This is a genomic window from Chelatococcus sp. KU-N122 (genome assembly GCF_055391085.1).
Map to the genome: position 1 here is coordinate 3,869,113 of NZ_AP043981.1, position 25,465 is coordinate 3,894,577.

A 25,465-nucleotide genomic window follows, 5' to 3' on the forward strand; every position below is an offset into this window, starting at 1 on the left:
CAAGCGGTTGCGCGATCGCCATCTGGTGTAGCTATTCGGCGCCAGGCGAGGCGAGACGATCCGAGGCCCGAGCATGCAGCGCATCACCATCAGCATCGACGACGACCTGCTCAAGACGATCGACCGGCTCAGCGAGCAGCGCGGCTACACGAGCCGATCCGAAGCCCTTCGCGACATCGTCCGTGAGGCGATCACCCGGGAACAGGTGTCAGGAGCCGGTGACGCCCCCTGCTACGCGGCGCTCTCCTACGTCTACGAGCACGAGACGCGGGACCTGGCGCGGCGGCTGACGACCGTGCAGCATCACCACCACGACCTGTCCGTCTCGACGTTGCACGTGCATGTCGGCAGTCGCGACTGCCTGGAGGTCGCCGTCCTGAAGGGGACGGTGGGGGAGGTGAAGGCGTTCGCCGACGGCGTCATCTCCCAGCGCGGCGTCCGCCACGGCAACCTTCACATCGTAACGGCCGACGCCCACGGTGATGAGGCAGGCCACACCCATCCACACGTCGACGATCACGACCATCCCTGACCTCCCGACGGCCTCGGGCTGGGCCGCGTCGTCCGCTCCCGACGGTAGGATCTTTTGTATCTTTCTTCATACGTGGCATCGTGCCAATAATCGGGGATGCGCGAAGATCGTCGCCGCGCGTGGCGGCGCCGCCGACCGGGACGGACGTGATGCTCGGCCACCGCATCGAACTGACGGCAGGCGACGATGGCTTCTGGGTCCTGACCTGCCCGGACCTGCCGGCGGTGGTGACGTTCGGCAGGTCCGAGGAGGACGCGCGCCGGGACGCCGCGGATGCGATCAGGTCCGTTCTCGACGGCATGATCGACGACGGGGCGAGCATCGCGCTGCGGGACGAGGAGCCGGGCGACCGGTTCCTGGCGCTCCCGCTCCTGACGGCCTTGAAGGTGCTGCTCTACGTGTCGCTCAGCAACGCCGGCATCCGGCGCGCGGAGCTGGCCCGCCGCATGAGCTGCAAGCCGGTGACCGTCGATCGCCTGCTCAATCTCGACCACCGCTCGCGCATCGATCAGGTAGAGGCGGCCCTGGCGGCGCTCGGCCGGGGTGTGGACGTCCGTCTGACCGCCGCGGCATCGTTCGCGCACCTGGCGGCCATCGAGCCCCATCCGGCCCGGTGAGGTGGATTGACGTCGGCTGCGGCGCCAGTCTACGGTCGCGCCGACGGTTCCCTTCGGGGATCAAAAGGGAACGCAGTGAGGGGCAACCCGATGCTGCGGCTGCCCCCGCAACTGTAAGCGGCGAGCCTTGCGCACCGATGCCACTGGGATCTCGGGTCCTGGGAAGGCGGCGCAGAGGCACTGACCCGCGAGCCAGGAGACCTGCCGTCAGCCGTGGTCACACGCGGACACATCGGGCGGGGATTCTCGATGGTGGTTGAGTCGCGCAGCTGAGCTGCGCGACGAGGCTTCGTTCGCGGTGACGTGCCACTGCCGTGACCGCCCGAGGCTGTTTTGATTCTTGCCCTTTCGTCCGCTGCCGGGAGCAGCTCGTTCTCCGTTCGTCCGCGGCCGACCGCGCTTGCCTGCAGCCGCCGCGCCCTTGCCGCCGCTCTGGCCCTTGGCGGCACGGCGGCCGTGTCCGGCGGGGCCTTGGCCCAGCAGGCCGCCGCCCCTGCGTCGACCGGTCCGGCCACCGCCGCAGTGGCGTTGGACACCATCGTCGTCAGCGCTACGGGCATTCCGACCGATGCGCGATTGATCCCGAACTCCGTCACCGTGATCACGGCGCAGGAGATCGACGAGCGCCAGCAGCGGACGCTGCCGGAGGTGCTGACCGTCGTGCCCGGGCTCAACGTCGTGTCCACCGGCGGGCCCGGCGGGCAGACGTCGGTGTTCATCCGCGGCACCAATTCCAATCACGTCAAGGTCTTGATCGATGGCATCGAGGCGAACAACCCGTCGGTCCCCAACGGGGCCTTCGACTTCGGCCAACTGCTGACCTACGACCTGGCGCGCGTCGAGGTGCTGCGCGGGCCGCAGAGCGGCCTCTACGGCGCCGATGCCATCGGCGGGGTGATCTCGCTCACCACCAAGGCCGGGGAAGGTCCGCCCAGGGCATCGGTGCTGGTCGAAGGCGGCTCCTTCGGCACCTTCAACCAGTCCGGCTCGCTCAGCGGCGGCAACGACCGCATCAACTACGCCTTCAACGTGTCCCATTTCCGCGCCGAAGCGACGCCGGTGACGCCGGAGGACTTGGTGCCGGCCGGCCGGCGCATCAACCCCAACTTCTACGACAACTGGACCGCGTCGAGCCGCGTCGGCGTCAACGTCGCCGACAACCTCGAGATCAACCTGATCAACCGCTATACCGACTCGCGGCTGCTGTTCACCGGCGACGGTGGCTATCCCAGCACGCCCAATGCCTTCCGCAGCACGCAGGACAACCGCAACTACTACGGCCGGGCCGAGGCGGTGTGGACGCTGCTCGACGGGCGCTTCCGCAACGTGTTCGGCGTGAATTACACCAATCTGTGGAGCCGCAACGAGGGGCCGCCGACGATCACGGGGCCGGCGATGCCGAGCGACAGCCTGGGCGAGCAGCTGAAGTTCGACTGGCGCGGCGAGCTGGCCCTCATGCACGGCCAGACCCTGGTCTTCGGCCTGGAGCAGAAGACCAACCGGATCGACACCAGCGCGCTCACGGCGGAGAACCGCAACAAGGCCGGCTTCATCGAGCTGCAATCGAACTTCGCTGACCGCGTCTTCATCGTCTCCAACATCCGCTACGACGACAACGACCAGTACGGCGGCCACACCACCTGGCGTGTCGCGCCCGCGGTGATCGTGCCGGGCTCCGAGACCAAGCTGAAGGCCAGCGTCGGCACTGGCTTCAAGCCGCCGTCCCTGAGCCAGCTCTACCAGGACTTTCCGGCCTTCAACTTCTACGGCAACCCGAATTTGAAGCCGGAGGAAAGCATTGGCTGGGATGCCGGCTTCGAGCAGCCGGTGGGCGACAGGGTGCGCTTCGGCGCGACCTACTTCGACATCAAGATCGACAACCTGATCGTCACCAACACCACGGGCACGTCCTATGCCAACGTCGGCCATGCCAGGACCCGCGGCATGGAGTCCTTCCTGGAGATCGCCTTCTCCGATACGCTCTCGGCGCGCATGGACTACACCTTCACGATCGCCAAGGACGAGGATGCCAACCAGGAGCTGCTGCGCCGGCCCAAGAACAAGGTGAGCACCACGCTGACCTGGCTGCCCGTCGAGAAGCTCACCCTGTCGGCGACCGCCGTGGCGCTGGGCTCGTGGGTCGACGGCAACCGCGACTTTTCCATCTCGCGGCTGAAGGCGCCGGGCTACGCCACCGTCAACCTGGCGGCGAACTACCAGTACAGCGATGCCATCATGGTCTTCGCCCGCATCGATAACCTTCTCGACCGCCGTTACGAGGATCCGACCGGTTTCCTCGGCCGCGGCTTCGCGGCCTATGGCGGTGCCAGGTTCACATGGTGACGCAGCGGCCGTCGCTCGCGCGGAACGGGCCGCAGGCGGCGGCCGGCGTCCGACTCGTCGGCGGGCTGGCGCTCGCGTCCGTCGTCGCCCTGGCCGCCGTCACGGCGCGGGGCCAGGATCGGGCCGCGGACGCGCCGCGGCCCGAGCGCATCGTGTCGGTGAACATGTGCACCGACGAGCTGCTGCTGCGGCTCGCCGAGAAGGACCGCATCGCCTCGGTCACCTGGCTGTCGCAGGATCCCCGCAACGCCAATATGGCGGGCGAAGCGCGGCGGCATCCGGCCAATCACGGGCTTGCCGAGGAGGTGCTGTCCTACCGGCCCGATCTGGTCCTCGCCGGCGTCTACACGTCGCGCGCCGCCGTCGCCATGCTGCGGCACGTGGGTCTTCGCGTCGTCGACTTCGGCGTGCCGCGCTCGCTCGGCGAGGTGCGTGACAACATCCGCCAGATGGCGCGGCTGCTGGGCGAGCCGACGCGCGGCGAGGAGCTGATCGCCGACATGGACAGGCGGCTGGCCGGGCTCGCCGTTGCGCCGCCCGTCCGCAAGCCGCGGGCCATCGTGCTGCGGCCCAACGGCTTCACTGCCGCCAAGGGCTCGCTCGTCGACGACATCATCAGCAGGGCGGGCCTGGTCAACCTCGCCGCCGAGCTCGGCGCCACCACCTATGCCCAGGTGCCGCTCGAAACGCTGGTGCTGGAGGGGGCCGACGTGCTGATCATCGACGGCGAGCCGGGCAGCGGCCCGGCGCTCGCCACCGAGGTGCTGCACCACCCGGTCGTGCGCAAGCTCGCGGGCCGACTCCGGATCGTCTCGCTGCCGTCGCGCCTGTGGACCTGCGCCGGTCCCGCCGTCGTCGACGCCATCGAGCAGCTGGCCGCGGCCACGCGCGACCTGCGCGCCCTGCCATCGGGCCGCTCGTCGTCATGAGCGCGCCGGCATCGGTCGCGGCCACCGGCCGCTGGGACTGGTCCGACGGCGGGCGTTATGCCGCGCTGGTCGCGACCCTTGCGCTGGCGACGATCGGCTGCGCCGCCGTGTCCCTCCTCGCCGGCTACGCGCCGCTCGATGTGCCGGCCGCCTTCGCGGACCTGCTTGCGGGACGCGACACCCTGCCAGCCCTGGTGCTGCTGGAGCTCAGGCTGCCGCGGGCCATCCTGGGCGCCCTCGTCGGCTTCAGCCTCGGCATCACCGGAGCGGCCATGCAGGGCCTGCTCCGCAACCCGCTGGCCGAGCCGGGCGTCGTCGGCATCTCCGGAGCCGCGGCGCTCGGCGCCGTCGCCGTCTTCTATTCCGGCCTCGCCGGCACCGTCGCGCTGGCGCTGCCGCTCGGCGGCATCGCCGGAGCCGCCCTGGCGACGGCGGTGCTCTACGGCCTCGTCGGCCGCGGCGCCGGCACCATGACGCTCGTGCTCGCGGGCGTCGCCATCAACAGCTTCGCCGGCGCCCTCACGTCACTCGCCCTCAACCTGTCGCCCAATCCCTATGCGGCGACGGAGATCATCTTCTGGCTGATGGGCTCGCTCGCCGACCGCAGCCTGGCGCATGTCTGGCTCAGCTTGCCGCTGATGGCGCTGGGGTGGCTCCTGCTACTCCTGTCCGGTGCCGCGCTCGACGGCCTGACACTCGGCGAGGACACGGCCCGGAGCCTCGGCTTCAACCTGGAGCGGCTCCGCCTGCAGCTGATCGCGGGCGCGGCGCTCGCCGTCGGCAGCGCGGTCGCCGTCAGCGGCGCCATCGGCTTCGTCGGGCTCGTGGTGCCGCATCTGCTGCGGCCGCTGGTCGGCCACCGTCCCGGCAAGCTGCTGCTGGTCAGCGGCTTCGGCGGCGCCGTGCTGACGCTTGCCGCGGACGCCGCGGTGCGGCTGCTGCCGATCCGGCCCGAGCTCAAGCTCGGCGTCGTCACCGCCATCATCGGCGCGCCGTTCCTGTTCTGGCTGATCTATCGGCTGCGGCGGGTGGCGTGATGCGGATCGAGGCAGCCGGCATCCACGTCCGCTTCGGCGACGCGCACGTGCTGCGCGGCATCGATCTCACCGTGGGCCCGGGTGAGATGCTCGGCCTGATCGGCGCCAACGGGGCGGGCAAGAGCACGCTGCTGCGGGTTCTCGCCGGCGTGCAGCCGGCGGGCGCCGGAACCGTGCACTACGACGGCCGTCCGGCCCGCGCCATCGGCGAACGCGAGCTCGCCCGCCGCGTCGCCTTCCTGGCGCAGGACGGCGGGGCGCTGTGGCCGCTCAGCGTCGAAGCCGTCGTGGCCCTCGGCCGCCTGCCGCATCGCAGGCTCTTCGCCGGGCTCTCGCCAGCCGATCGCAGCGCCGTCACCCGCGCCATGGCTGCCGCCGAGGTGGACCAGTTCCATCATCGTGCCGTCGGCACGTTGTCCGGCGGCGAGCGCATGCGCGTGCTGCTGGCCCGTGCCCTGGCCGTCGAGGGCGACATCCTGCTCGCCGACGAGCCCATCGCGGCGCTCGATCCGCTGCACCAGCTGCAGGTGATGGCGCTGCTGCGCGCCACCGCCCGGCGCGGCGCCGGCGTCGTGGTCGTGCTGCACGACCTCACCCTGGCGGCGCGCTTCTGCGACCGGCTGGTGCTGCTCGCCCACGGGCGCGTGCTCGCCGACGGGGCCGCGCCGACCGTGCTGGCCGACGCCAACGTGGCCGAGGCCTATGGCGTGACGCTGGCGCGCGGCGAGCGGGCGGGCGAGCCCTATCTGTTGCCGTGGGAGCCGGTCGCCGCCGCCTCCCACGCCCACGCCGATGTTCGGGAGGAGAGATGACTGACGCCGTGCCGTTCGAGCTGGTTCGCGCCTGGCTCGGGGATGTGGAAACGCAGTGGAGCCTCGGCACCTTCGGTGCCATCGGCGAATTCATGCGTGACCCGGACGAGCCGGTCGTGCGCGATGACGGCCCGGATGCCGCCGGCGCCGTCACGGCGCGCGGCGGCGTGCGCCTCGCGGCGGGCCGTGACCTGCGCCTCGTCGCCTACGAGACGCCGAACCGCGACGGGGCGAGCTGGAGCCAGGCCGTGGCCCTCTGTCTGCCTGATGGGGCCTGTGCCATGCGCCGTCACGTCGTGCTGGTCGAGCTCGGTCCCGACGCGGAGGCGCTGCGGGACGAGGATCGCGGGGCGGTGCTGTTCGACCTCGGGCTCGGCACCGCGCAGGTGGACATGTGTGTGCGCACCACCGATCCTCGCTTGCTCGATATCCTGCGCCGTTGCGTCGGCCGGCCGGTGTTCGAGGCCGGTAACCCGGCGATGGGGGCGATCGTCGCCGCCAGCCCGCACCGGGTGTTCCTCGCCCGGCTCGGACGGCTGGAGGTGTTCCAGCCGATCCCGCCGCCGGGCGGCGTCAGTCCCGAGGGGCCGCACACCCATCTGCTGCCGCAATTGCTGCGGGCCGGCCGCACGCATGCGGCCACGACGCCGATCCCCGCCGGCTGGGTGCCGTTCGCCCATGCCGGTCCGCCGAACCCGCTGAAGGACGGCATGGGGCGGCCGCGGCCGTTCCACCGCGGCGATCACGACGCGTTCCAGCACGTTCTCGCAGCGTACGGCGTGCCCGAGCTGGTGGAGGTGAAGCGGCGGCTGGCGGCCGCGGTGCGGGCCGGAGCGCATCCCGACGGCTTCGGCCTCCCGGACAGCAAGTTCGCCCGGGCGGCGGCCCGTGTCGCCCTGCGCCAGCTGGCGCACGAGGGCGTCGCCCCGGCGGCGCTCGCCCCTTGGGCCGCCGCGTTCGATCCGTTGCGGGCCGCGTCAGAGGACGACGAGCAGGAGCAGCCGGCCCACGGCTGAGCTGCCATCATCGACGGCGATGATCAGTCCGGCGCCCGCAGCCGGTAGCCGACCCCCGTCTCGGTGAGGATCAGCTGCGGCTGCTCCGGATCGGCTTCGATCTTCTGGCGGAGCTGGCGCACGTGCACGCGCAGGTTCTGGACGTCGGCGCTGCCGCCCCAGACCTGGCGGATCAGGAGCTGGTGGGTCAGCACCTTGCCCGCGTGCTGCACGAAGACGCGCAGGATGTCGTACTCGCGCGGCGTGAGTTTCACCTCTTCCGCCCCGCGATGCACGAGGCGCCGCACCAGGTCGACAGTGAGGTCGCCGACCTTGAACACCGGCTTCTCGCCGTGCTGCTGCAAGCTGTGGCGCAGCGCCACGCGGATGCGGGCGACCAGCTCCTTGGTGCCGAACGGCTTGGTGACGTAGTCGTCGGCGCCGACCTCCAGGGCCTCGACGATGCCGGCCTCGTCCGTGCGGCTCGACAGGATCATCACCGGCGTGGCGATGCCGCGCTCGCGCCACTGCCGCAGCAGGGTGCCGCCCGCCGCGTCCGGCAGGCCGAGGTCGAGGATGACGAGATCCGGGCGCTCGCTGGCCATCGCCGCGTCCGCCTGCCGGCCGGTTCCGGCCTCGATCACCTCATAGCCCTGCGTGCCGAGTCCGGTCCGGAGCAGCTTGCGGATCGGCGGCTCGTCGTCGACGACGAGGATACGGACTGGATTGGCACTCATGCGCTCTCCTGAGCCGTCTCGGCTGGCGGGGACGCCTCGGCCGGAACCGGCAGGGTGATGGTGAAGACGGCGCCGGACCGGTCGGTGCGGTTGGCCGCGCTGATGTGGCCGCCGAGCGCCTCGATGAAGCCGCGGGCGATGGCGAGGCCGAGCCCGGTGCCGGCGCGCACGCGGTCGCCCTTGGTGACGCGGTGGAACTTGTCGAAGATCCGCTCCAGATCGTCCGGCGGGATGCCGTCGCCCTCGTCCAGCACCTGCAGGTCGACCGACCGCCGGCCCGCATCGAGCCAGCCCTGGATGCGGATCGTCGATCCGGGCGGCGCGTATTTCGCGGCATTGTCGAGCAGGTTGAACAGCACCTGCTCGAGCAGCACCGGATCGACCTCCACCATGGGCAGGCCGGCGGCCAGCTCCACGTCGATGGTATGAGCGCTCAGGATGCGGCTCGTCCGGTTGAGGGCGCTGCCGACGATCTCGCCCAGGTCCGCCGGGTCGCGGCGCGGCGCGACGGCACCGGCCTCCAGGCGGGTCATGTCGAGCATGTTGGCGATGAAGCGGTTGAGCCGCTCGGATTCGTCCTGGATGGTGCCGACCAACTCGGCCTTCTCGATCTCGCTCAGCAGGCCGGGGTACTCGCGCAGGGTGCCGGCGGCCCCCATGATGGCGGCGAGCGGCGTCTTCAGATCGTGTGAGATCGAGGTGAGCAGCGCCTGTCGCAGCCGGTCGGCCTCGGCGGCGCGCTTGGCGCTCTCGATGTCCACCATCAAATTGAACTGTTCGATGGCGAGCGCCGCCTGGTCGGCCAGCGCGTCGAGCAGCCGGCGCTGCTCGTGGGTCAGCAGCGGCCCCGGACGGTCACCGTCGAGCCCGACGACGCCGACGACGCCGCGGCCGGTGCGCATGGGCAGGAACAGCCGCTTGGCGCCCGGCAGGGTGTCGGCGCCGCGGCCCGCCGGATGGTTGTTCTCGTAGGTCCATTTGGCAGCCGCGAGGTCGGCCGCGTCGAGCCTGTCCTCGGGCGGGTATCCGGCCCGCACCTCGATGCCCTGCGCGCCCGGCAGCAGGAACACGATCCTCAGCTTGAGCATCGACGCCATCTGGTAGGCCGTCGCCCACAGCACGTCGTCGAGGTTGGTCACGCCGGCGAGCTTGCGGCTGAAGCTGTAGAGCGCCTCGGTGGTGCGCGAGCGCGCCTGCGCCGTCACCGCCTGGGCGCGCACGCGGGCGGCCAAGTTCGAGACGAGCACGGCGACGATGGTAAAGAACAGAAACGACGCGACGTTGGTCGGGTCGGTGATGGTGAACGTAAAGCGCGGCGGAAGGAAGAAGAAGTTATAAAGAAGCGAGGCAACGCCGACGGCCAGCAGCGAGGGCCAAAGACCGAATTTCATCGCGACGACGACGACGGCCGTGAGAAACACCAGATCGACCGTCTCGAAGCCGATCAACGGCTCGACGAGCGAGGCAAAGCCGAGTGCCACCGCCATGGCAAGCAGCGCGATGGCGAACGGCATCGGATCGAGCCGCCCCGCCGCCGGCCGCGTGCTGACCGTCTTCTTCGGCAGCGGGTTCGCCGTGAGCTCGTCGCCGGCGATGACGTGCACGCTGATGTTGCCTGCGTCGCGCACGAGATCGTGGACGACGGAGCCGTGCAGAATCTCGAACCAGCGCGAGCGCGTGGCTTTGCCGATGACGATCTGCGTCGCGTTGTGGGCCTGCGCATGGGCGACCAGGTCGTCGGCGATGCGGCGGCCGCCGCCGGGCAGGATCATCGCCTCGCCGCCGAGCCGCTCGGCCAGCCGCAGGGTGTCGGCGATACGGTCGCGCTCCTCCTCGCTGAGCTGGCTGCTGCGCCGGCTCTCGATGTGGACGGCCGTCCACGGCGCATGCAGGCGATCGGCGAGCCGCTTGGCGTAGCGCACCAGCCCGGCGGACCTCGCATCCTCGCTGACGCAGACCAGCACCCGCTCACCGGCCGCCCACGGCCCGGAGATGGCGTTGGCCTGCATATGGTTGAGGAGCTGGTCGTCGACGCGCTGGGCGGTGCGGCGGAGAGCGAGCTCCCTGAGCGCGGTCAGATTGCCCGGCGAGAAGTAGTGGCCAAGGGCCCGCTCGGCCGTCGCCGGCACATAGACCTTGCCCTCCTTCAGCCGGCGCATCAGGTCCTCGGGCGTGAGATCGATGACCTCGATCTCGTCAGCCCGGTCGATGATCGAATCCGGCACGGTCTCGCGCACGCGGATGCGGGTGATCTGGGCAACGACGTCGTTCAGGCTCTCGACGTGCTGGATGTTGAGCGTGGTGTAGATGTCGATGCCCGCCGCCAGCAGCTCCTCCACGTCCTGGTAGCGCTTGGGATGGCGGCTCCCCGGCGCGTTGGTGTGGGCGAGCTCGTCGACCAGGGCGAGGGCAGGGCGCCGGGCCAGCAGGGCGTCGAGATCCATCTCCTCGATGTCCTGACCGCGGTAGTGCTCCGTGCGCCGCGGAATGATCTCGAAGCCGTCGACCAGGGCTTCCGTCTCGGCACGGCCATGCGTCTCGACAACGCCGATGACCACGTCGACGCCTTCGAGCCGCTTGCGGCGGCCGGACGACAGCATCTCGTAGGTCTTGCCGACGCCGGGCGCTGCGCCGAGGAAGATCTTGAGCCGCCCGGTTTCCTGGCGCTGGGCTTCGGCCAGCAGCGCCTCCGGAGACGGTCTCTTGTCGGCGCTGCGACGATCGTCGGGCATGGGGAGATTGTGATGCGGTCGGGGGCTCGGCGCCAGAGCAATTCCCGATCGGATCGGGACACCCGATCGGAGAGCATGCTCCAACCCGTCGAATCCGGAGCGCTCCGAGAAACGCTCCAGCGGGCGCCTTCGTCAGGGCTTGCTCAGATCGTCGAGGGCGACGTTCAGGGCCAGCACGTTGACGCGCGGCTCGCCCAGGACGCCGAGCATGCGGCCCTGCACGCGCTGTTCGACCAGCTGGCGCACCTGCGCCTCGGCAAGGCCCCGGGCCTTGGCCACACGGGCGACCTGGAACAGGGCGGCCTCCGGCGTGATGTCCGGATCGAGCCCCGAGGCCGAGGTGGTCACCAGGTCCATCGGCACCGCGGCTCCGGCGGGCGCCTCCTTGCGCAGGGTCTCGACATCGGCCTGGACGCGGTCGATCAGCGCCTTGTTGGTCGGGGCGAGGTTGGACGCGCCGGAGTTCGCCGCATTGTAGGGGGCGGCGACGGTCTTCGAGGCGTCGGCCGGATCGGGCGCCACCGTCGCCGACGGGCGGCCGTGGAAGTAGCGGTCGGAGGTGAAGGCCTGGCCGATGAGGGCCGAGCCGACGACCTGTCCGTTGCGCTCGATCAGGCTGCCGTTGGCTTGGCGCGGAAACACCGCCTGGGCGATGCCGGTGATGGCGTAGGGGTAGGCGATGCCGGTGATCAACGTCAGCGCGACGATCATCACGAGGGCGGGGCGAAGTTGTTTCAGCATGGTCGTAGGTCCAATCACGCGAGGCCGACGGCGGTGATGACGATGTCGACGAGCTTGATGCCGATGAACGGCACGATGATGCCGCCGAGGCCGTAGATCAGGAGGTTGCGGGTCAGCAGGGGGCCGGCGCCGATGGCGCGGTAGCGCACGCCCTTCAGCGCCAGCGGGATCAGCGCCACGATGATCAGGGCATTGAAGATGATCGCCGACAGGATGGCGCTTTCCGGCGTCTTCAGGCCCATGATGTTGAGCAACCCGAGCTGGGGATAGATCGCGGCGAACATCGCCGGGATGATGGCGAAGTATTTCGCCACGTCGTTGGCGATCGAGAAGGTGGTGAGCGAGCCGCGCGTCATCAGCAGCTGCTTGCCGATCTCGACGATCTCGATGAGCTTGGTCGGATCGCTGTCGAGATCCACCATGTTGCCGGCCTCGCGTGCGGCGACCGTGCCGGTGTTCATGGCGACGCCGACGTCGGCCTGCGCCAGCGCCGGCGCATCGTTGGTGCCATCGCCGCACATGGCGACCAGCTTGCCCTTGGCCTGCTCGTCGCGGATCAGCTGCAGCTTGTTCTCCGGGGTCGCCTCGGCGAGAAAGTCGTCGACGCCGGCCTCGGCGGCGATGGCGGCCGCGGTCATGGGGTTGTCGCCGGTGATCATCACCGTGCGGATGCCCATGCGGCGCAGCTCGGCGAAGCGCTCGCGGATACCACCCTTGACGATGTCCTTGAGGTGGATGACGCCGAGCAGCCGCCCGTCGCGGGCAACCGCGAGCGGCGTGCCGCCGGCCTTGCCGATGCGCTCGGCGATGGCCTGGATCTCGCGGACGCTGTCGGCGGTGGCGGGCGGCCGCACTGCCACGGCGGCCTGTGCGCCGCCTGCGGCCGGGGCGGGAACCGCGGCCGACACGACCGCCGACACGGCCGCCGACACTTGGGCGTTGACCGCCGTGAGGATGGCGTCGACGGCGCCCTTGCGGATCGACGAGCCGTCCAGGTCGACGCCGCTCATGCGCGTCTGGGCCGTGAACGGCACGAAGTGCGCCCCCAGGCTCGCCATGTCGCGCTCGCGGATGGCGTACTTCTCCTTGGCGAGCACCACGATGGAGCGGCCTTCCGGCGTCTCGTCGGCGAGCGAGGAGAGCTGGGCGGCGTCGGCCAGGTCCCGCTCCGAAACGCCGGCCACGGGCAGGAACTCCGTGGCCTGACGGTTGCCGAGGGTGATCGTGCCGGTCTTGTCGAGCAGCAGCGTGTCGACGTCGCCGGCCGCCTCCACGGCGCGGCCGGACATGGCGAGCACGTTGAAGCGCACCAGCCGGTCCATGCCGGCGATGCCGATGGCCGAGAGCAGCGCGCCGATGGTGGTGGGGATCAGGGTCACGAACAGGGCGACCAGGACGATCACGCTGATCGAGCCACCGGCGTAGGCCGCGAAGCTCGGGATGGAGGCGACGGCGAAGACGAAGATGATGGTGAGACCGGCGAGAAGGATATTGAGGGCGATCTCGTTGGGCGTCTTCTGCCGCTGGGCGCCTTCGATCAGGCTGATCATGCGGTCGAGGAAGGTCGAGCCGGGGGCTGCGGTGATGCGCACCTTGATCCAGTCCGACAGCACCTGCGTGCCGCCGGTGACCGCCGAGCGGTCGCCGCCGGACTCGCGGATGACCGGGGCGGATTCGCCGGTGATGGCCGCTTCGTTCACGGAGGCGACGCCCTCGATGACCTCGCCGTCCGATGGGATGAAGTCGCCGGCCTCGACGAGCACCACGTCGTCGGGCTGGAGCTCGAGCGCCGGCACCCTCTGAAAGAGGTCGCGGCGATCCGGATCGTGAAGGCGCTTGGCCATGATGTCGGTGCGCGCCTGCCGCAGGCTGTCGGCCTGGGCCTTGCCGCGTCCCTCCGCCACCGCTTCCGCAAAGTTGGCGAAGAGCAGGGTGATCCAGAGCCACAGGATGATCTGGAAGGAGAAGCCGACGTGCGTGGCGCCGGCGACGAGATCGCGCAGGAACAGGATCGTCGTGAGGATCGCGACGACCTCCAGCACGAACATGACAGGGTTCTTGATCTGGACCCGCGGATCGAGCTTGGCAAAGGATGAGCCGATCGCCGGCACGAGGATCTGGGGGTCGAGAACGCTTGAAGACGATTTCGCCATCGTTGTCGCTCCGCGGCCATAAGGCCGATCAAAAAGTGGAGATTGCCTGCTCTCAGCCCGCCGATCCGGCGAGGAGGCGAAGGCCGAGGGTCAGCAGGACCAGGAGGGCCGTTGCGCCCAGGATCACCTCCGACGCGCGCAGACGCGTCGGATGGGCGCGGCGGGAGAGGCCGGGAACTGGCCTCAGGCCGCGCGGAGTGCGGGAGGTGCGCATCGGCTCAGCTCCCGGACGAGAAGGTTTGCCCCGCGAGCATTGCCAGGTGCTCGACGATCGGCCCCAGGGCGAGCGACGGGAAGTAGGTGAGTCCGCCGATGATCAAGACCACGCCGACGAGCAGGCCGACGAACAGGCCGCCGTGGGTGGGGAAGGTGCCGGCGGACGGCGGCACCGTCTTCTTGGCGGCCATGGAGCCGGCGATGGCCAGCGCCGGGATGATGACGAAGAAGCGGCCGATCATCATCGCGATGCCGATCGTCAGATTGTACCAGAGCGTGTTGCCGCTCAGGCTGGCGAAGGCCGAGCCGTTGTTGGCGGCACCCGACGTGTAGGCATAGAGCGCTTCGGAATAGCCGTGCGGGCCCGGGTTGCCCATGGAGGCGGTGCCGGTCGGCAGCACCACGGCGATGGCCGTGAAGCCGAGGATCACCAGCGGCAGCACGAGGATGCCGAGCAGGGTCATCTTCACCTCCTTGGCCTCGATCTTCTTGCCGAGATACTCGGGGGTGCGCCCGACCATCAGGCCGGCGACGAAGAGCGCGATGATGACCATCAGCAACATGCCGTAGAGGCCGGCGCCGACGCCGCCGATGATCAGCTCGCCGAGCTGCATGTTGAGCAGCGGGATCATGCCGGCGAGCGGCATCAGGCTCGAGTGCATGGCGTTGACCGCGCCGCAGGAGGCCGCGGTGGTGATGACGGCGAACAGGGTGGAGGCGAGCGTGCCGAAGCGGACTTCCTTGCCTTCCATGCTGGCGCCGTCGAGACCGAGCGCGTGCAGGGCCGGGTTGCCGGCGGCTTCCACCCCGTAGCAGACGGCCACGCCGGCGAGGAACAGCACGCCCATCGCGGCGAAGATCGCCCAGCCCTGGCGCTCGTCGCCGACCATGCGGCCGAAGACGTTGGTCAGCCCCGCGCCCACGGCGAAGATCGCGACCATCTGGAGGAAGTTGGTCAGCGCGTTGGGGTTCTCGAAGGGATGCGCGGCATTGGCGTTGAAGAAGCCGCCGCCGTTGGTGCCGAGCATCTTGATCGCCGTCTGCGAGGCGACCGGACCGACGGCGATGGTCTGCTTGCCGCCCTCCAGCGTGACGGCGTCCACGTACGGTCCGAGCGTCTGCGGCATGCCCTGCCACACCAGGACGAGGGCGAGGACGACGCAGACCGGCAGCAGCACGTAGAGCGTCGCCCGGGTCAGATCGATCCAGAAATTGCCGACGGTGCGGGTCGAGGCGCGTGCGAAGCCGCGGATCAGCGCGACCGCGAGCGCGATGCCGGTGGCGGCCGACACGAAGTTCTGCACGGTGAGGCCGGCCATCTGCGTGAGATAGCTCATCGTGGTCTCGCCGCCGTAGTTCTGCCAATTGGTGTTGGTGACGAACGAGATGGCGGTGTTGAAAGCGAGATCCGGTGCGACCGCGGTCATGTCGGCCGGGTTGAGCGGCAAGGCACCCTGGACCCGCTGCAGAATGTACAGGAGCAGGAAGCCGAAGCCGTTGAAGAGCAGCAGCGCGAGGCCGTAGGTCAGCCAGTGCTGTTCCTCGCGCTCGTTGATGCCCGCGGCAGCGTAGAGCGTGCGCTCGACGGGCCTGAGCCAGGTGATCTCGCCGTTGAAGACCCGGGTCATGTAATAGCCCAGCGGCTTCACCAGCGCGATGATGACCGCGCAGTAGAGCGCGATCTGAATCCATCCGTTGATAGTCATGATAGACCTCGCTTGAGCATGATCCGCAAAAGTGGCGGCCGGTTTTGCGATAAGGTCATGCTTGAAATGGCAGGTAGATCCGGTTGATCCTCTTCAGAACCAGCCAGATCTAGAAGCGCTCGGGGCGCAGCAAGGCATAGGTGAGGTAGACGAGCAGGCCTGCCGTGACCAAGGCTGCGAGCTGATAGTCGAAGCTCATGGGCCGGCCCTCACAGTTGCTCGCAGGCGACCGTATAGGCCACGGAGATCGCGAACAGGCCGAAGGCCATCGCAAGAACAATCACGTCCAGCATCGAAGCATCCTCGAAAACGGGCCCGCCGGCGTGCAAGCGCCATGTCGCGGGAGACGCCGAGAAGCTGATACGGAGCCCGTAAGGGATCGAGAGACGCAGGCGCTGGAATTTATAAGAAAGTTATAAATAAGCGGTGGCTGAGCAGTAGATTAGCCGCTACGGCGCAGCCGCCCACCTCGCCCCGCTTGCGGCTATCGGATTCACACATCTGGCTGAGCGAGGGGCGAAAACTCTGTCTGACGGCTTTTGCGTCGACGGAGCCGCCGCGCACCCTCGCCCCACTTGTGGGGAGAGGGAGAGGGAGGGGTGAGGGGGCTCTCAGGAGAGGCTCAACACCGGTCACGCAATGCGGCGCCGGTGCGGCCGAGCTATTAGTCGCCCCCTCAGCTGATCTGTTAGGAATTCTGCACCGAGGTTTTGAATCTTTGAGCAGATGGATGGTCGGGTCAAGCCCGACCATGACGTTGAGAATAAAGGCGTTCCGTCGCCATTCGTCATAGTCGGGCTTGACCCGACTATCCATCTGCTTGAGAATTTAAGCAGTCACCATCGGGCATTTTCAAGCGCCCCACTAGCGGCTGCGCGCTATTGCTTGTAGCTCGGGTCAAGCCGGTCGAGCTTGCGGAGCAGGGCCGGCCAAGCCAGCACGTCGGCGACCTTGGACAGGCCCTTGTCCGACAGGCTCAGGCGCTCGTTCTTCTCGATCACGTCCTGATCGGTCGGGTAGATCGCCTGGCCCATGGCGTAGGTGCGCACCTGCATCGTGCACGACCGTTCCAGGTAGTACATGCGCATGAACGCCTGGGCGACGGTGCGGCCCACGGTGAGCGTGCCATGATTGCGCAGCAGCATGGCGTTCTTGCTGCCGAGGTCGCGCTGCAAGCGCGGCCGCTCGTCGAGATCGAGCGCAACGCCTTCATAGTCGTGGTAGGCGAGCTCGGCCGTGATCAGCTGGGCGGTCTGGTTCAGCGGCTGCAGGCCGAGCGCGCTCGACGCGACCGCTGTGCCGTCGGCCGTGTGCAGATGCATGACGCAGCCCGCATCCTCGCGCACCTCGTGCACGGCGGAGTGGATGGTGAAGCCGGCCGGATTGACCGGGTACGGCGAGTGGCCGATGGCGTGTCCGTCGAGGCCCACCTTGACCAGGCTGGAGGCGGTGATCTCCTCGAACATCATGCCGTAGGGATTGATCAGGAAGTGGTGCTCGGGGCCGGGAATGCGGGCCGAGATATGCGTGAAGATCATATCGTCCCAGCCGTAGAGGGCGACCAGGCGATAGCAGGCCGCCAGGTCGATGCGCAGCTTGCGCTCGGCTTCCGAGAGGTCGCCGCCAGCGTCCATGGCCACGACATTGGACGGTTGAGCCACCATGAGGGTCCTCCTTGATCGCGGTGCAGACCGCGCGTCAGATATTTTTTATATTTTTTCGCTTGATCTCCCTACGCAGCTGCCTGAGCTTTGGCAAGATCGGACAAGCGACGGCGCCGCACCGGCAAGAGTGACGGCTTTCGGGAGAGAACGCTGATGGCAAGAGAAAGGCTGGCCGGGCTATTGTGCCCCACGGCCGCCCGCCGCATCCGCGCGGTGGAGGCACCTCATGGCTGAGGTTCTGCTCGAGACGCTCGACGACGGGCTGCTGACGCTCACCATGAACCGGCCCGAGCGTCGTAATGCGCTCGACCCCACCATCCTCGACGCCCTGCTCGACGCGACCCGGCGTGCCGCCGCCGATCCGGCGGTGAGCGCGGTGATGCTCACCGGGGCCGGCGGCAGCTTCTGCGTCGGCGGCGACGTCAAGGCGATGGCGGCGGGCGAGGGGCGCTCGGCGCTGGTGGACGACCGGGCCGCGGACCTGCGCCGCAAGATGGAGGCGGCGCGCCTGCTGCATGAGATGCGCAAGCCCACCATCGCCGCCATCGAGGGGGCAGCGGCCGGTGCCGGGCTGTCGCTGGCGCTCGCCTGCGACCTGCGCATCGCCAACCGCTCCGCCAAGCTCACCACCGCCTTCGCCAAGGTGGCGCTCTCCGGCGACTTCGGCGGCACCTACTTCCTCACCAAGCTGCTCGGTAGCGCCAAGGCCCGCGAGCTCTACCTGACGTCGCCGATCCTCACCGCCGACGAGGCGCTCGCGATCGGCCTCGTCAGCCGCGTCGTCGACGATGCCGACTTCCAGGCGACGGCGCGCGCCTATGCCATGACCCTGGCAAAGGGGCCGCGCATCACGCTGGGTTACATCAAGCACAACCTCAACATGGCGGAGTCCGCGCCGCTCGAGGCCTGCTTCGACAACGAGGCGCTGAACCACACGCGCGCCGCCACCACCGAAGATCATCGTGAAGCCGCCGCCGCTTTCGTCGAGAAGCGGCAGCCCGTGTTCCGGGGACGCTGACATGGCCGACTACTTCCGCCTTCGCCAGATTGCGCTCTGCGCCGACGATCTGGAGCGCGTCAAGGCCGACATGCAGGCGATCTTCGGCGTCAAGCTGGCGTACGAGGATCCCCACGTGCGCAAGTACGGCCTCGTGAACGCGCTGTTCCCATTCGGTCTCTCCTTCGTCGAGGTGGTGTCGCCGGTGGAGCCGAACACCGCCGCCGGCCGCTTCATGGAGCGCAGCGGCGGGGTGGGCGGCTACATGGCGATCTTCAACTGCAGCGATCCCCTGCGCCGCGGCGCCCACGCGGAAGCCATGGGCGTGCCCATTGCCCATGGGCTCGACCACGACGGCTTCACCGGCGTGCAGTTGCATCCGCGCCAGTGCCGCGCCGCCATGCTCGAGTTCGACAACACGCCCGGCGAGGAGGACCTCAAAGGGCCGTATTACCCTGCCGGCGGCGACGGCTGGCAGCACGCCATCAAGACCGACGTGACCCAGTCGTTGAAGGCGATCGTCGTCGAAAGCCCGGACGCCGAGGGGCTTGGCCGCCACTGGGCCAAGCTGATCGAGAAGACCTACGTGGCGGACGGCGAGGGGGGCCACATCGACGTCGACATGACGCAGATCCGCTTCGCCAAGGCGCCTCCAGGTGCCCGTGAGGTCATCCGGACGCTCGTCGTCGAAACCGCCGATCCGGCGGGTGTCCTGGGCCGCGCTGCGGCCAGGGGCTATCCGGCGAGCAACGGCGGCTTCGAGTTCTGCGGCGTCCGGTTCGAGCCGCAGGCCTGAGCGGCGCGGGGGGCGTCCCGGCCTGAACGCGCCCGGACGGCGACGCGCCGGGGCGCGCGCCGCTACCTCCGGCTTCGGCCTTGGGCTATTCTTCGCTGCAACGAGATCCGGAAAAGGCGTGCGCCGGGCGGCTTGCCGCCCGCGACACGGGATCGTGGGAGGACGACATGACGAAGGGCGGCGCCGTGCTGACGTGGGACAAGCGGATTCCCGGTCCGGACGATTGCATCATACCGCTGCTGCTCGACCGCTGGGCGCGCGAGACGCCGGATAAGGTCTTTGCCGTGTTCCAGGACGGCAGCAGCTGGACCTATGAGGAGACGCGCGCCCGGGTGCGCCAGACGGCGCTGGGCCTCCAGCAGCTGGGCGTGCGCCAGGGCGACTATGTGCTGAGCTGGCTGCCAAACGGCCCCGATTGCCTCAGGGTATGGTTCGCCATCAACTATCTCGGCGCCGTCTACGTGCCGATCAATCTCGCCTATCGCGGCCGCATCCTCGAGCACGTCCTCGCCAACACCCGCGCGCGCATGCTCGTCGCCCATGCCGAGCTGATGCCGCGGCTCGCCGACATCGATCGGGCCAACCTGGCGGAGGTGGTGGTGGTAGGCGGGCCTGCGCAGCCGATGGCCGGGCTGACCGTGCGCGAGGCAGCCATCCTGGCGCCGGAGGCGGGAGAGTTGGCCCCGCCCAGCCGGCCGATCGTGCCTTGGGACACGCAGTCCGTCATCTACACATCGGGCACGACAGGGCCGTCGAAGGGCGTGCTGAACTCCTACGTGCAGATCTACGAGTCGGTCAATCTCGCCTTTTCGTACGTGGGGCCCGATGACCGCTATCTCGTCAACCTGCCGTTGTTCCACGTGGGCGGCACCGGTGCGGTCTACGTGCCGCTGGTACGGGGCGGCTCGTGCGCCATCGTCGACTCCTTCGCGACCGGCTCGTTCTGGGCCACCGTGCGCGCCACGCAGTCGACGACGGTCACCCTGCTCGGGGTGATGGCGAGCTTCGTCGTCAAACAGCCGCCGTCACCGGAGGACCGCGATCATACGCTTCGCTCGGCGATGATGGTGCCGCTCAGCGAGGACGCGACGCTGTTCTGCGAGCGCTTCGGCTGCGACATCTACACCGTCTTCAACATGTCCGAGACGTCCTGCCCCATCGTTTCCGAGCGCAACCCGTCGCCGCTCGGCACCTGCGGGCACCCGCGGCCCGGCGTCAGCGTTCGCGTGGTCGATGAGAACGACTGCGAGGTTGCGCCCGGCACGGTGGGCGAGCTGATCCTGCGGACAGATGCGCCCTGGGCCATGAACCACGGCTACCTGAACAATCCGGAGGCCACGGCCCGGGCCTGGCGCAACGGCTGGTTCCACACCGGCGACGCCTTCCGTGTCGACGAGCGGGGCAACTACTTCTTCGTCGATCGCATGAAGGACGCCATCCGCCGGCGCGGCGAGAACATCTCCTCCTTCGAGGTCGAGACCGAGGTCTGCGCTCATCCCGCGGTCAAGGAGGCGGCCGCCGTCGCGGTGCCGAGCGAGCATGCGGAGGACGAGGTGCTCGTCGCGGTGTCGCTGGCCGACGGCGCCAGCCTCGACCCGGCGGAGCTCGTGCGCTTCCTGATACCGCGCATGCCGCACTTCATGGTGCCGCGCTACGTGCGCCTGCTCGCCGAGCTGCCCAAGACGCCGACCCAGAAGGTGCAGAAGCACGTGCTGCGCAGTGACGGCATCACCGCCGACACCTTCGACCGCGACAAGGCCGGCATCGTCGTCAAGCGCGAGAAGATCGGCGCCGCCGCGTAGGGCGCGCCGAAGCGCCTGGCGATTGCGCGAGCCCGGCCGGGCGGCATGAGCGCTTTGCGATTGGGTGGACTCACCCAACCGCAAAGCGCTCCAGATTCAAAAGACGATGAGCATTTCTCTGCCATTGGATGGGTCCATCCAATGGCGAAATGCTCTAGAGGCGCTTCGGATTCAAGAGCTTGGTCCGGTGCCGGTCGGAGGCACACGCCCGGGCCGGGCGTGATCGAGGCAGCTTGGAACACGGGGCTCGATCGGCTAAGGACTGCCGATCGGGACGAGGCTGGTGCAAGCGTTCCGCCGTGGTGCTGTCCCGCGGCGTGGCGGCGGCAGCCGCTGCGATCAAGGGTAGCCGTGGCCGGTCAACTGAGCCAGTATTGCCGTGCTGCAACAGCCGAAACGCGATGCCGGACAAGCCAATGACGTCCGTGTCGACCGCTGCGCTTGAAGGCCGGGGGCGACCTGAGCAGGCAGGGTATGCGCGACGGGCCGTCATCGAGGCACCCGACCTTTTCTTCCTGAATCTGAAGGGGGATGCCGACCACCAGCGGATCGTGCCGACCGTCACGCCGAGGCGGGGCTCGCAGGCGGATTTTCACGTCGTCGGCCTGAACGCGGCCGAAGCCGCCGAGCCGTTCTTGATCCTCTGGCCGATCCCTCTGCTCCGCGCCGCGCTCCGGCAACTGCCGAGCGCGGCAACGCTGGCGGTTGAGCTGCACATGCCGGCCTGGGCGTCGGACGTGCTGGACTCCACGGTCGACTGGATGGCCTTCGTCGAAGGACCCGATGCCGCCAATTGCGTCATCTGGAGGCAGATCCCCCCGCAGGCCGCCTCGTTGTCCTGGGACGGCTCGCTCACCATACCGTTGAGCTGTCCGCGATTTGCGGGGGACGGCGAGCTCTTCCTGGCCATCCGGTTCCTTCCGGCCGGTCGAGACGTCACCGTCGGGTCCCCCATTCTGTCCTGGACTATGCCGGAGCCGGCGTTGGCCGGCGGTGCCCGGCAGCGGGCCGGCGATGGCGTGGCTGGTGCGCTCGGTGCGCGGCCGGGGGCACCTGCCGCAGGCACCGTCGCGGCGCTTCGGGTGGAAAACGATCAGCGTGTTTCAGTGACGATTCGCTCGGCGCAGTCGGCTCCCGAGCTGGCGCTGAACCTGAACGGCATCCTGCTGGACGAGTTTGCCCCATGGCAGGAGATCGTCGCAGGGCAGGACTGGATGGCCGAGCTGGACATCCCGTCCTTCTACAGGGCGGCGCTGAAAGCCAATCCGGAGCTGACGTTTCCGTTGCGCTTCTCGCTCGTCGACGTGGCGACGCAGGGAGAGATCGCCGCGGCGAGCCACGCGGGCCCGGCCTATCGCGCCCGTGGACACATCGACACGATCGCCTCCGGCGCGATCAGGGGCTGGGCGGCGGCCGGCCAGGGCTGGAACGAGCCGATCGACGTGACCGTCCTCGTCGACGGCTTTCCGGTTCACACGCTCACGGCGGCCGAGCCCCGCGGAGATCTGGAGCGGTTGGGCATCGCGGCCGGCTATGGCGGCTTCGCCTTCCGCTTCGGCGTGCATCCCGTCTGGCCCGTGCGGCAGCTCAGCGAATTGAAGATCCAATGGGCTTTGAATGGCCAGGACATCGCCACGGCCAAGCAGGCGATGGGAGCCGTCGCCCGAACGACGCAGCGATCCAAGGTCTACGCCGCCCTGACGGCCATTCAGGCCAAGCGCCCGAAGATTTCGATCATCGTTCCCGTCTACAATGCCGCCGATGAGCTGAAGGCGTGCCTGATTTCGCTGCGGCAATTCACGCCGCGCGACGGCGTGCGTTGGATCGTCATCGACGATAGCAGCCCGGACGTGGAGGTATCGGCCGTTCTGTCGGAGTATCTTTCCCAGGACGGCATCGAAATTCATAAGAACGAGGTGAACATCGGCTTCACGCGGACCGTCAACAAGGGGATCGAGCTCGCCGGCGACGACGACATCATCCTGTTGAATTCGGACACGACGGTGATGCCGCGCTGGCTCGAGAACCTGCGGCTGGCGGCGTACTCCGATTGGAACGTGGCGACAGTGACACCGCTGTCCGACAACGCCGGCCCCTTCTCGGTGCCGCAGCCGGACGCGCAGGAGCGCCTGGCCGGCGGCGCCTTCGACGAGCTCGGCCGCCTCGTCTCGCAGGCGAGCGCTCGTCTCTGGCCGGAGGTGCCGACCGGGCACGGCTTCTGCCTCTATATCCGGCGCGATTGCATCGACGAGATCGGCGCCTTCGACGCAGCGGCATTTCCGATCGGCTACGGCGAAGAGAACGACTTCTGCATGCGCGCCCTGCGCAAGGGCTTCAAGAACATCATCGACGACCGCACGTTCATCCACCACGTGCGGTCGGCGAGCTTCGGCGAGGCGAAGCGGCCTCTCTACAGGAGCGGCCGGGAGATCATCGACGAGCGCTATCCCGAATATACCGAAATGGTGCGGCAATGCTTTTCCGGCGTCGACATCGCGACGATCCGCAGCCGCGTCGGCTCGGCGCTCCTCCATACGCAATGGCCGGCCACCCGGATCAAGCGATCGATCCTCTACATCATCTCGAAGGAGACCGGCGGCACACCGCAGACCAACATCGACCTGATGAATGGCGTGTCCGATGACTACGACACTTACGTGCTCAAGAGCGACAACATCAGCGTCACGCTCGAACGGCACACGCCGCAAGGCCGCGAGCTGCTGGAAACGCTTGAGCTCAGCCAGCCGCTCGAAATCGTCTCGCACAGGTCTCAGGAGTATGACAGCAACGTTGCGGAATGGCTTGTCGCCTATTGCATCGACATGATCCACGTCCGGCACTTCTGCTGGCATAGTGTCGGGTTGTTCGATGCGGCGGCGATGCTCGGCGTGCCGATCGTCATGTCATTTCACGATTTCTATTTTGTCTGCCCGACCATAAAGCTGCTCGACCACGATCTCACCTATTGTGGCGGGGTTTGCACCGCGGGCGACGGCCGCTGTCGCGTCGACCTGTGGAAGCCCAAGGTGATGCCCACCCTGAAGCATCGGTGGGTGCATGCCTGGCGGGCCATGTTCAGCGGCTATCTCGGCATGTGCTCGGCCTTCGTGACCACCTCGCCCTACGCCAAGCAGGTGCTGCTCGAGGCCTTCCCCGACCTGGCCGGGCATCCCTTTCCCGTGATTCCGCACGGGCGTGATTTTCAGCGCTTTGTCCGCACGTCGCCCGTGCCGACGCGCCATGAGCCGCTGCGCATCGTGGTGCCCGGCAACATCGGGCCGCCGAAGGGCTCCGAGCTGCTGAAGGCGGTCAAGGAGCTGGACCTCGGCAACGTGCTCGACATCCACATCGTCGGCAATGCCGACAAGGGGCTGGTCGATGCGAACATCACGTTGCACGGCGCCTATGAGCGCGAGCGGGCGACGGAGATCTTCTCCGCCCTCAACCCCCACATCGGCGCGATCCTGTCGATCTGGCCGGAAACCTACTGCCACACGCTGACGGAGCTTTGGTCTGCGGGAATCCCGGTTCTGGGGTTCGATCTGGGGGCGGTCGGCGAGCGCATCGCGGAACACAAGGCCGGCTGGCTGATGCCGATCTCGACGCCGGAGGAGGTCTATCGCTTCCTGCTGGGCCTGCGCTCGAGCCCGGCAGAGGTGACGCGGGCGACACGCGCCGTGCACGCCTGGCAGGCGGGAGAGGGCACCCACTACACCGTTCAGGATATGGCCGGCGCCTACAAGAGCCTCTACCGGGATGTGGGCGGGTGGTGACGCTTCGGTGGACATTGGGAGCGGCTGTGAAGGCTCGGAGCGTAGCAACCAAGATCGAAGAGCGGCGCAAAAAATCCGTCCTTTCGCCCCCGGAGGCACTGACATGGTTGAGGTTCTCCAGCTGAAGGAGACACCTTCTGCTGCCGCCTACGGCCGGTTGCGGCAGCTCTGTGAAGATCTCGGGCCGATGGTGACGTTCCCCGATGCGGCTTTCTTGCCGATTGTGACGCCCCCCGCGGGTATCGAGCCTTGGGACGTCCGGGACGGCGGCGCGGTCTTCACAGCGGGAGCCCCTCTGCTGAAGCGACCTCCCGCCGTGTCCGTCCAGGGGGCCGGGGCGCTGCTGCTGCTCGCTCCCGACGTCAGCCTGGATAGCACCAGGCTTCATGTGCGCGGACGAAACTGCGTCGTCTATGTCGGCGCCGGCTGCAAGCTCCGCCACGTCGTGGTCGAGGCCAAGGGGCGCGACTGTTTCGTTGCGCTGGGCGCCGGGACGACCTGGGAGACAGGCGGCTGCATCGCCTCGGGAGACGGGCTGCACATCATCATCGGCGACGACAGCATGATTTCGAACAACGTGATGGTACGGACGGAGGACGGGCACGGCATCTTCGATCGGGCGAGCCGCGAGCTCGTCAATCCCGGTGCTTCGGTCGTGATCGAGCCGCACGTTTGGCTTGGCAACGGCAGCAAAGTCGGCAAGGGAACGCGCATCGGCCGCGGCTCGGTGCTTGGCGGCTCCTCCTTTGCGACGAAGACCCTCGATCCGAACTGTGTTTACGCCGGCTCGCCTGCCGTCAAAGTGCGCAGCGATGTCGCTTGGTCGCGCACCTACAGCTGGGAAGGCATCCCAGAAGAATACCGCTGATCCCGTTGGGAGCGC

General features: G+C 68.5%; 20 protein-coding genes and 1 riboswitch. Of the genes, 12 read left to right on the plus strand and 8 right to left on the minus strand.

Annotation, left to right across the window (positions count from 1 at the left end):
* Nucleotides 1-73 precede the first annotated feature (73 nt).
* The 7 genes from nikR (at nucleotide 74) to ACZ5PO_RS17310 (ending at nucleotide 7,286) form a co-directional block, all read left to right on the plus strand.
* A complete protein-coding gene (nikR, locus tag ACZ5PO_RS17280) occupies nucleotides 74-532 on the plus strand; it encodes a nickel-responsive transcriptional regulator NikR (protein ID WP_464195639.1) in 459 nt (152 codons plus the stop codon).
* A 119-nt stretch (nucleotides 533-651) separates the two neighbouring features.
* Complete coding sequence (locus tag ACZ5PO_RS17285; protein ID WP_464195641.1) at nucleotides 652-1,149, plus strand: type II toxin-antitoxin system HicB family antitoxin; 498 nt, start codon at nucleotides 652-654, stop codon at nucleotides 1,147-1,149.
* Between the two features lie 27 nt (nucleotides 1,150-1,176).
* A riboswitch (cobalamin riboswitch) is annotated at nucleotides 1,177-1,372 on the plus strand.
* A gap of 110 nt (nucleotides 1,373-1,482) precedes the next feature.
* Complete coding sequence (locus tag ACZ5PO_RS17290; RefSeq protein WP_464195643.1) at nucleotides 1,483-3,492, plus strand: TonB-dependent receptor plug domain-containing protein; 2,010 nt, start codon at nucleotides 1,483-1,485, stop codon at nucleotides 3,490-3,492.
* A complete protein-coding gene (locus tag ACZ5PO_RS17295; protein WP_464195645.1) occupies nucleotides 3,486-4,421 on the plus strand; it encodes an ABC transporter substrate-binding protein in 936 nt (311 codons plus the stop codon). The genes ACZ5PO_RS17290 and ACZ5PO_RS17295 overlap by 7 nt, the downstream gene beginning before the upstream one ends.
* A complete protein-coding gene (locus tag ACZ5PO_RS17300; RefSeq protein ID WP_464195647.1) occupies nucleotides 4,418-5,458 on the plus strand; it encodes a FecCD family ABC transporter permease in 1,041 nt (346 codons plus the stop codon). Before ACZ5PO_RS17295 ends, ACZ5PO_RS17300 begins: the two co-directional genes overlap by 4 nt.
* The gene (locus tag ACZ5PO_RS17305; protein WP_464195649.1) at nucleotides 5,458-6,270 is read left to right on the plus strand and encodes an ABC transporter ATP-binding protein; all 813 of its coding nucleotides are present in this window, start codon (nucleotides 5,458-5,460) and stop codon (nucleotides 6,268-6,270) included. Before ACZ5PO_RS17300 ends, ACZ5PO_RS17305 begins: the two co-directional genes overlap by 1 nt.
* Nucleotides 6,267-7,286 (plus strand): DUF6925 family protein, encoded by a 1,020-nt coding sequence (locus ACZ5PO_RS17310; protein ID WP_464195651.1) that lies wholly within the window; start codon nucleotides 6,267-6,269, stop codon nucleotides 7,284-7,286. The genes ACZ5PO_RS17305 and ACZ5PO_RS17310 overlap by 4 nt, the downstream gene beginning before the upstream one ends.
* A 23-nt stretch (nucleotides 7,287-7,309) precedes the next feature.
* Here ACZ5PO_RS17310 and ACZ5PO_RS17315 read toward each other — a convergent pair whose 3' ends face one another.
* From ACZ5PO_RS17315 to ACZ5PO_RS17350, 8 genes are all read right to left on the minus strand, one after another.
* Nucleotides 7,310-8,002 (minus strand): response regulator, encoded by a 693-nt coding sequence (locus ACZ5PO_RS17315; RefSeq protein WP_464195653.1) that lies wholly within the window; start codon nucleotides 8,000-8,002, stop codon nucleotides 7,310-7,312.
* Complete coding sequence (locus ACZ5PO_RS17320; protein WP_464195655.1) at nucleotides 7,999-10,734, minus strand: DUF4118 domain-containing protein; 2,736 nt, start codon at nucleotides 10,732-10,734, stop codon at nucleotides 7,999-8,001. Before ACZ5PO_RS17320 ends, ACZ5PO_RS17315 begins: the two co-directional genes overlap by 4 nt.
* Nucleotides 10,735-10,866: 132 nt before the next feature.
* Nucleotides 10,867-11,475, minus strand: a complete 609-nt coding sequence (locus ACZ5PO_RS17325; RefSeq protein WP_464195657.1) for a K(+)-transporting ATPase subunit C — start codon at nucleotides 11,473-11,475, stop codon at nucleotides 10,867-10,869.
* A gap of 14 nt (nucleotides 11,476-11,489) precedes the next feature.
* Nucleotides 11,490-13,628 (minus strand): potassium-transporting ATPase subunit KdpB, encoded by a 2,139-nt coding sequence (gene kdpB, locus ACZ5PO_RS17330; RefSeq protein ID WP_464195659.1) that lies wholly within the window; start codon nucleotides 13,626-13,628, stop codon nucleotides 11,490-11,492.
* Nucleotides 13,629-13,680: 52 nt separating this feature from the next.
* Complete coding sequence (locus tag ACZ5PO_RS17335) at nucleotides 13,681-13,842, minus strand: hypothetical protein (protein ID WP_464195661.1); 162 nt, start codon at nucleotides 13,840-13,842, stop codon at nucleotides 13,681-13,683.
* Between the two features lie 4 nt (nucleotides 13,843-13,846).
* Nucleotides 13,847-15,550, minus strand: coding sequence for a potassium-transporting ATPase subunit KdpA (kdpA, locus tag ACZ5PO_RS17340; RefSeq protein WP_464195663.1), 1,704 nt, complete (start codon nucleotides 15,548-15,550; stop codon nucleotides 13,847-13,849).
* 109 nt (nucleotides 15,551-15,659) lie between these two features.
* A complete protein-coding gene (locus ACZ5PO_RS17345) occupies nucleotides 15,660-15,749 on the minus strand; it encodes a K(+)-transporting ATPase subunit F (protein WP_464195665.1) in 90 nt (29 codons plus the stop codon).
* A gap of 679 nt (nucleotides 15,750-16,428) precedes the next feature.
* Nucleotides 16,429-17,214, minus strand: a complete 786-nt coding sequence (locus ACZ5PO_RS17350; RefSeq protein ID WP_464195667.1) for a class II aldolase/adducin family protein — start codon at nucleotides 17,212-17,214, stop codon at nucleotides 16,429-16,431.
* Nucleotides 17,215-17,440: 226 nt separating this feature from the next.
* Here ACZ5PO_RS17350 and ACZ5PO_RS17355 point away from each other — a divergent pair, with 226 nt between their 5' ends.
* The 5 genes from ACZ5PO_RS17355 (at nucleotide 17,441) to ACZ5PO_RS17375 (ending at nucleotide 25,450) form a co-directional block, all read left to right on the plus strand.
* A complete protein-coding gene (locus tag ACZ5PO_RS17355; protein WP_464195669.1) occupies nucleotides 17,441-18,232 on the plus strand; it encodes an enoyl-CoA hydratase in 792 nt (263 codons plus the stop codon).
* A gap of 1 nt (nucleotide 18,233) precedes the next feature.
* Entirely contained in the window at nucleotides 18,234-19,007 is a 774-nt protein-coding gene (locus ACZ5PO_RS17360; protein WP_464195671.1) for a VOC family protein, read from the plus strand.
* A gap of 167 nt (nucleotides 19,008-19,174) precedes the next feature.
* Nucleotides 19,175-20,809, plus strand: coding sequence for an AMP-binding protein (locus ACZ5PO_RS17365; RefSeq protein WP_464195673.1), 1,635 nt, complete (start codon nucleotides 19,175-19,177; stop codon nucleotides 20,807-20,809).
* 416 nt (nucleotides 20,810-21,225) lie between these two features.
* Nucleotides 21,226-24,582 carry a glycosyltransferase gene (locus ACZ5PO_RS17370; RefSeq protein ID WP_464195675.1) on the plus strand — a complete coding sequence of 1,119 codons (3,357 nt, stop codon included), beginning with the start codon at nucleotides 21,226-21,228 and terminating at the stop codon, nucleotides 24,580-24,582.
* Between the two features lie 7 nt (nucleotides 24,583-24,589).
* A complete protein-coding gene (locus tag ACZ5PO_RS17375; RefSeq protein WP_464195677.1) occupies nucleotides 24,590-25,450 on the plus strand; it encodes an acyltransferase in 861 nt (286 codons plus the stop codon).
* The last annotated feature ends 15 nt before the right edge of the window (nucleotides 25,451-25,465 follow it).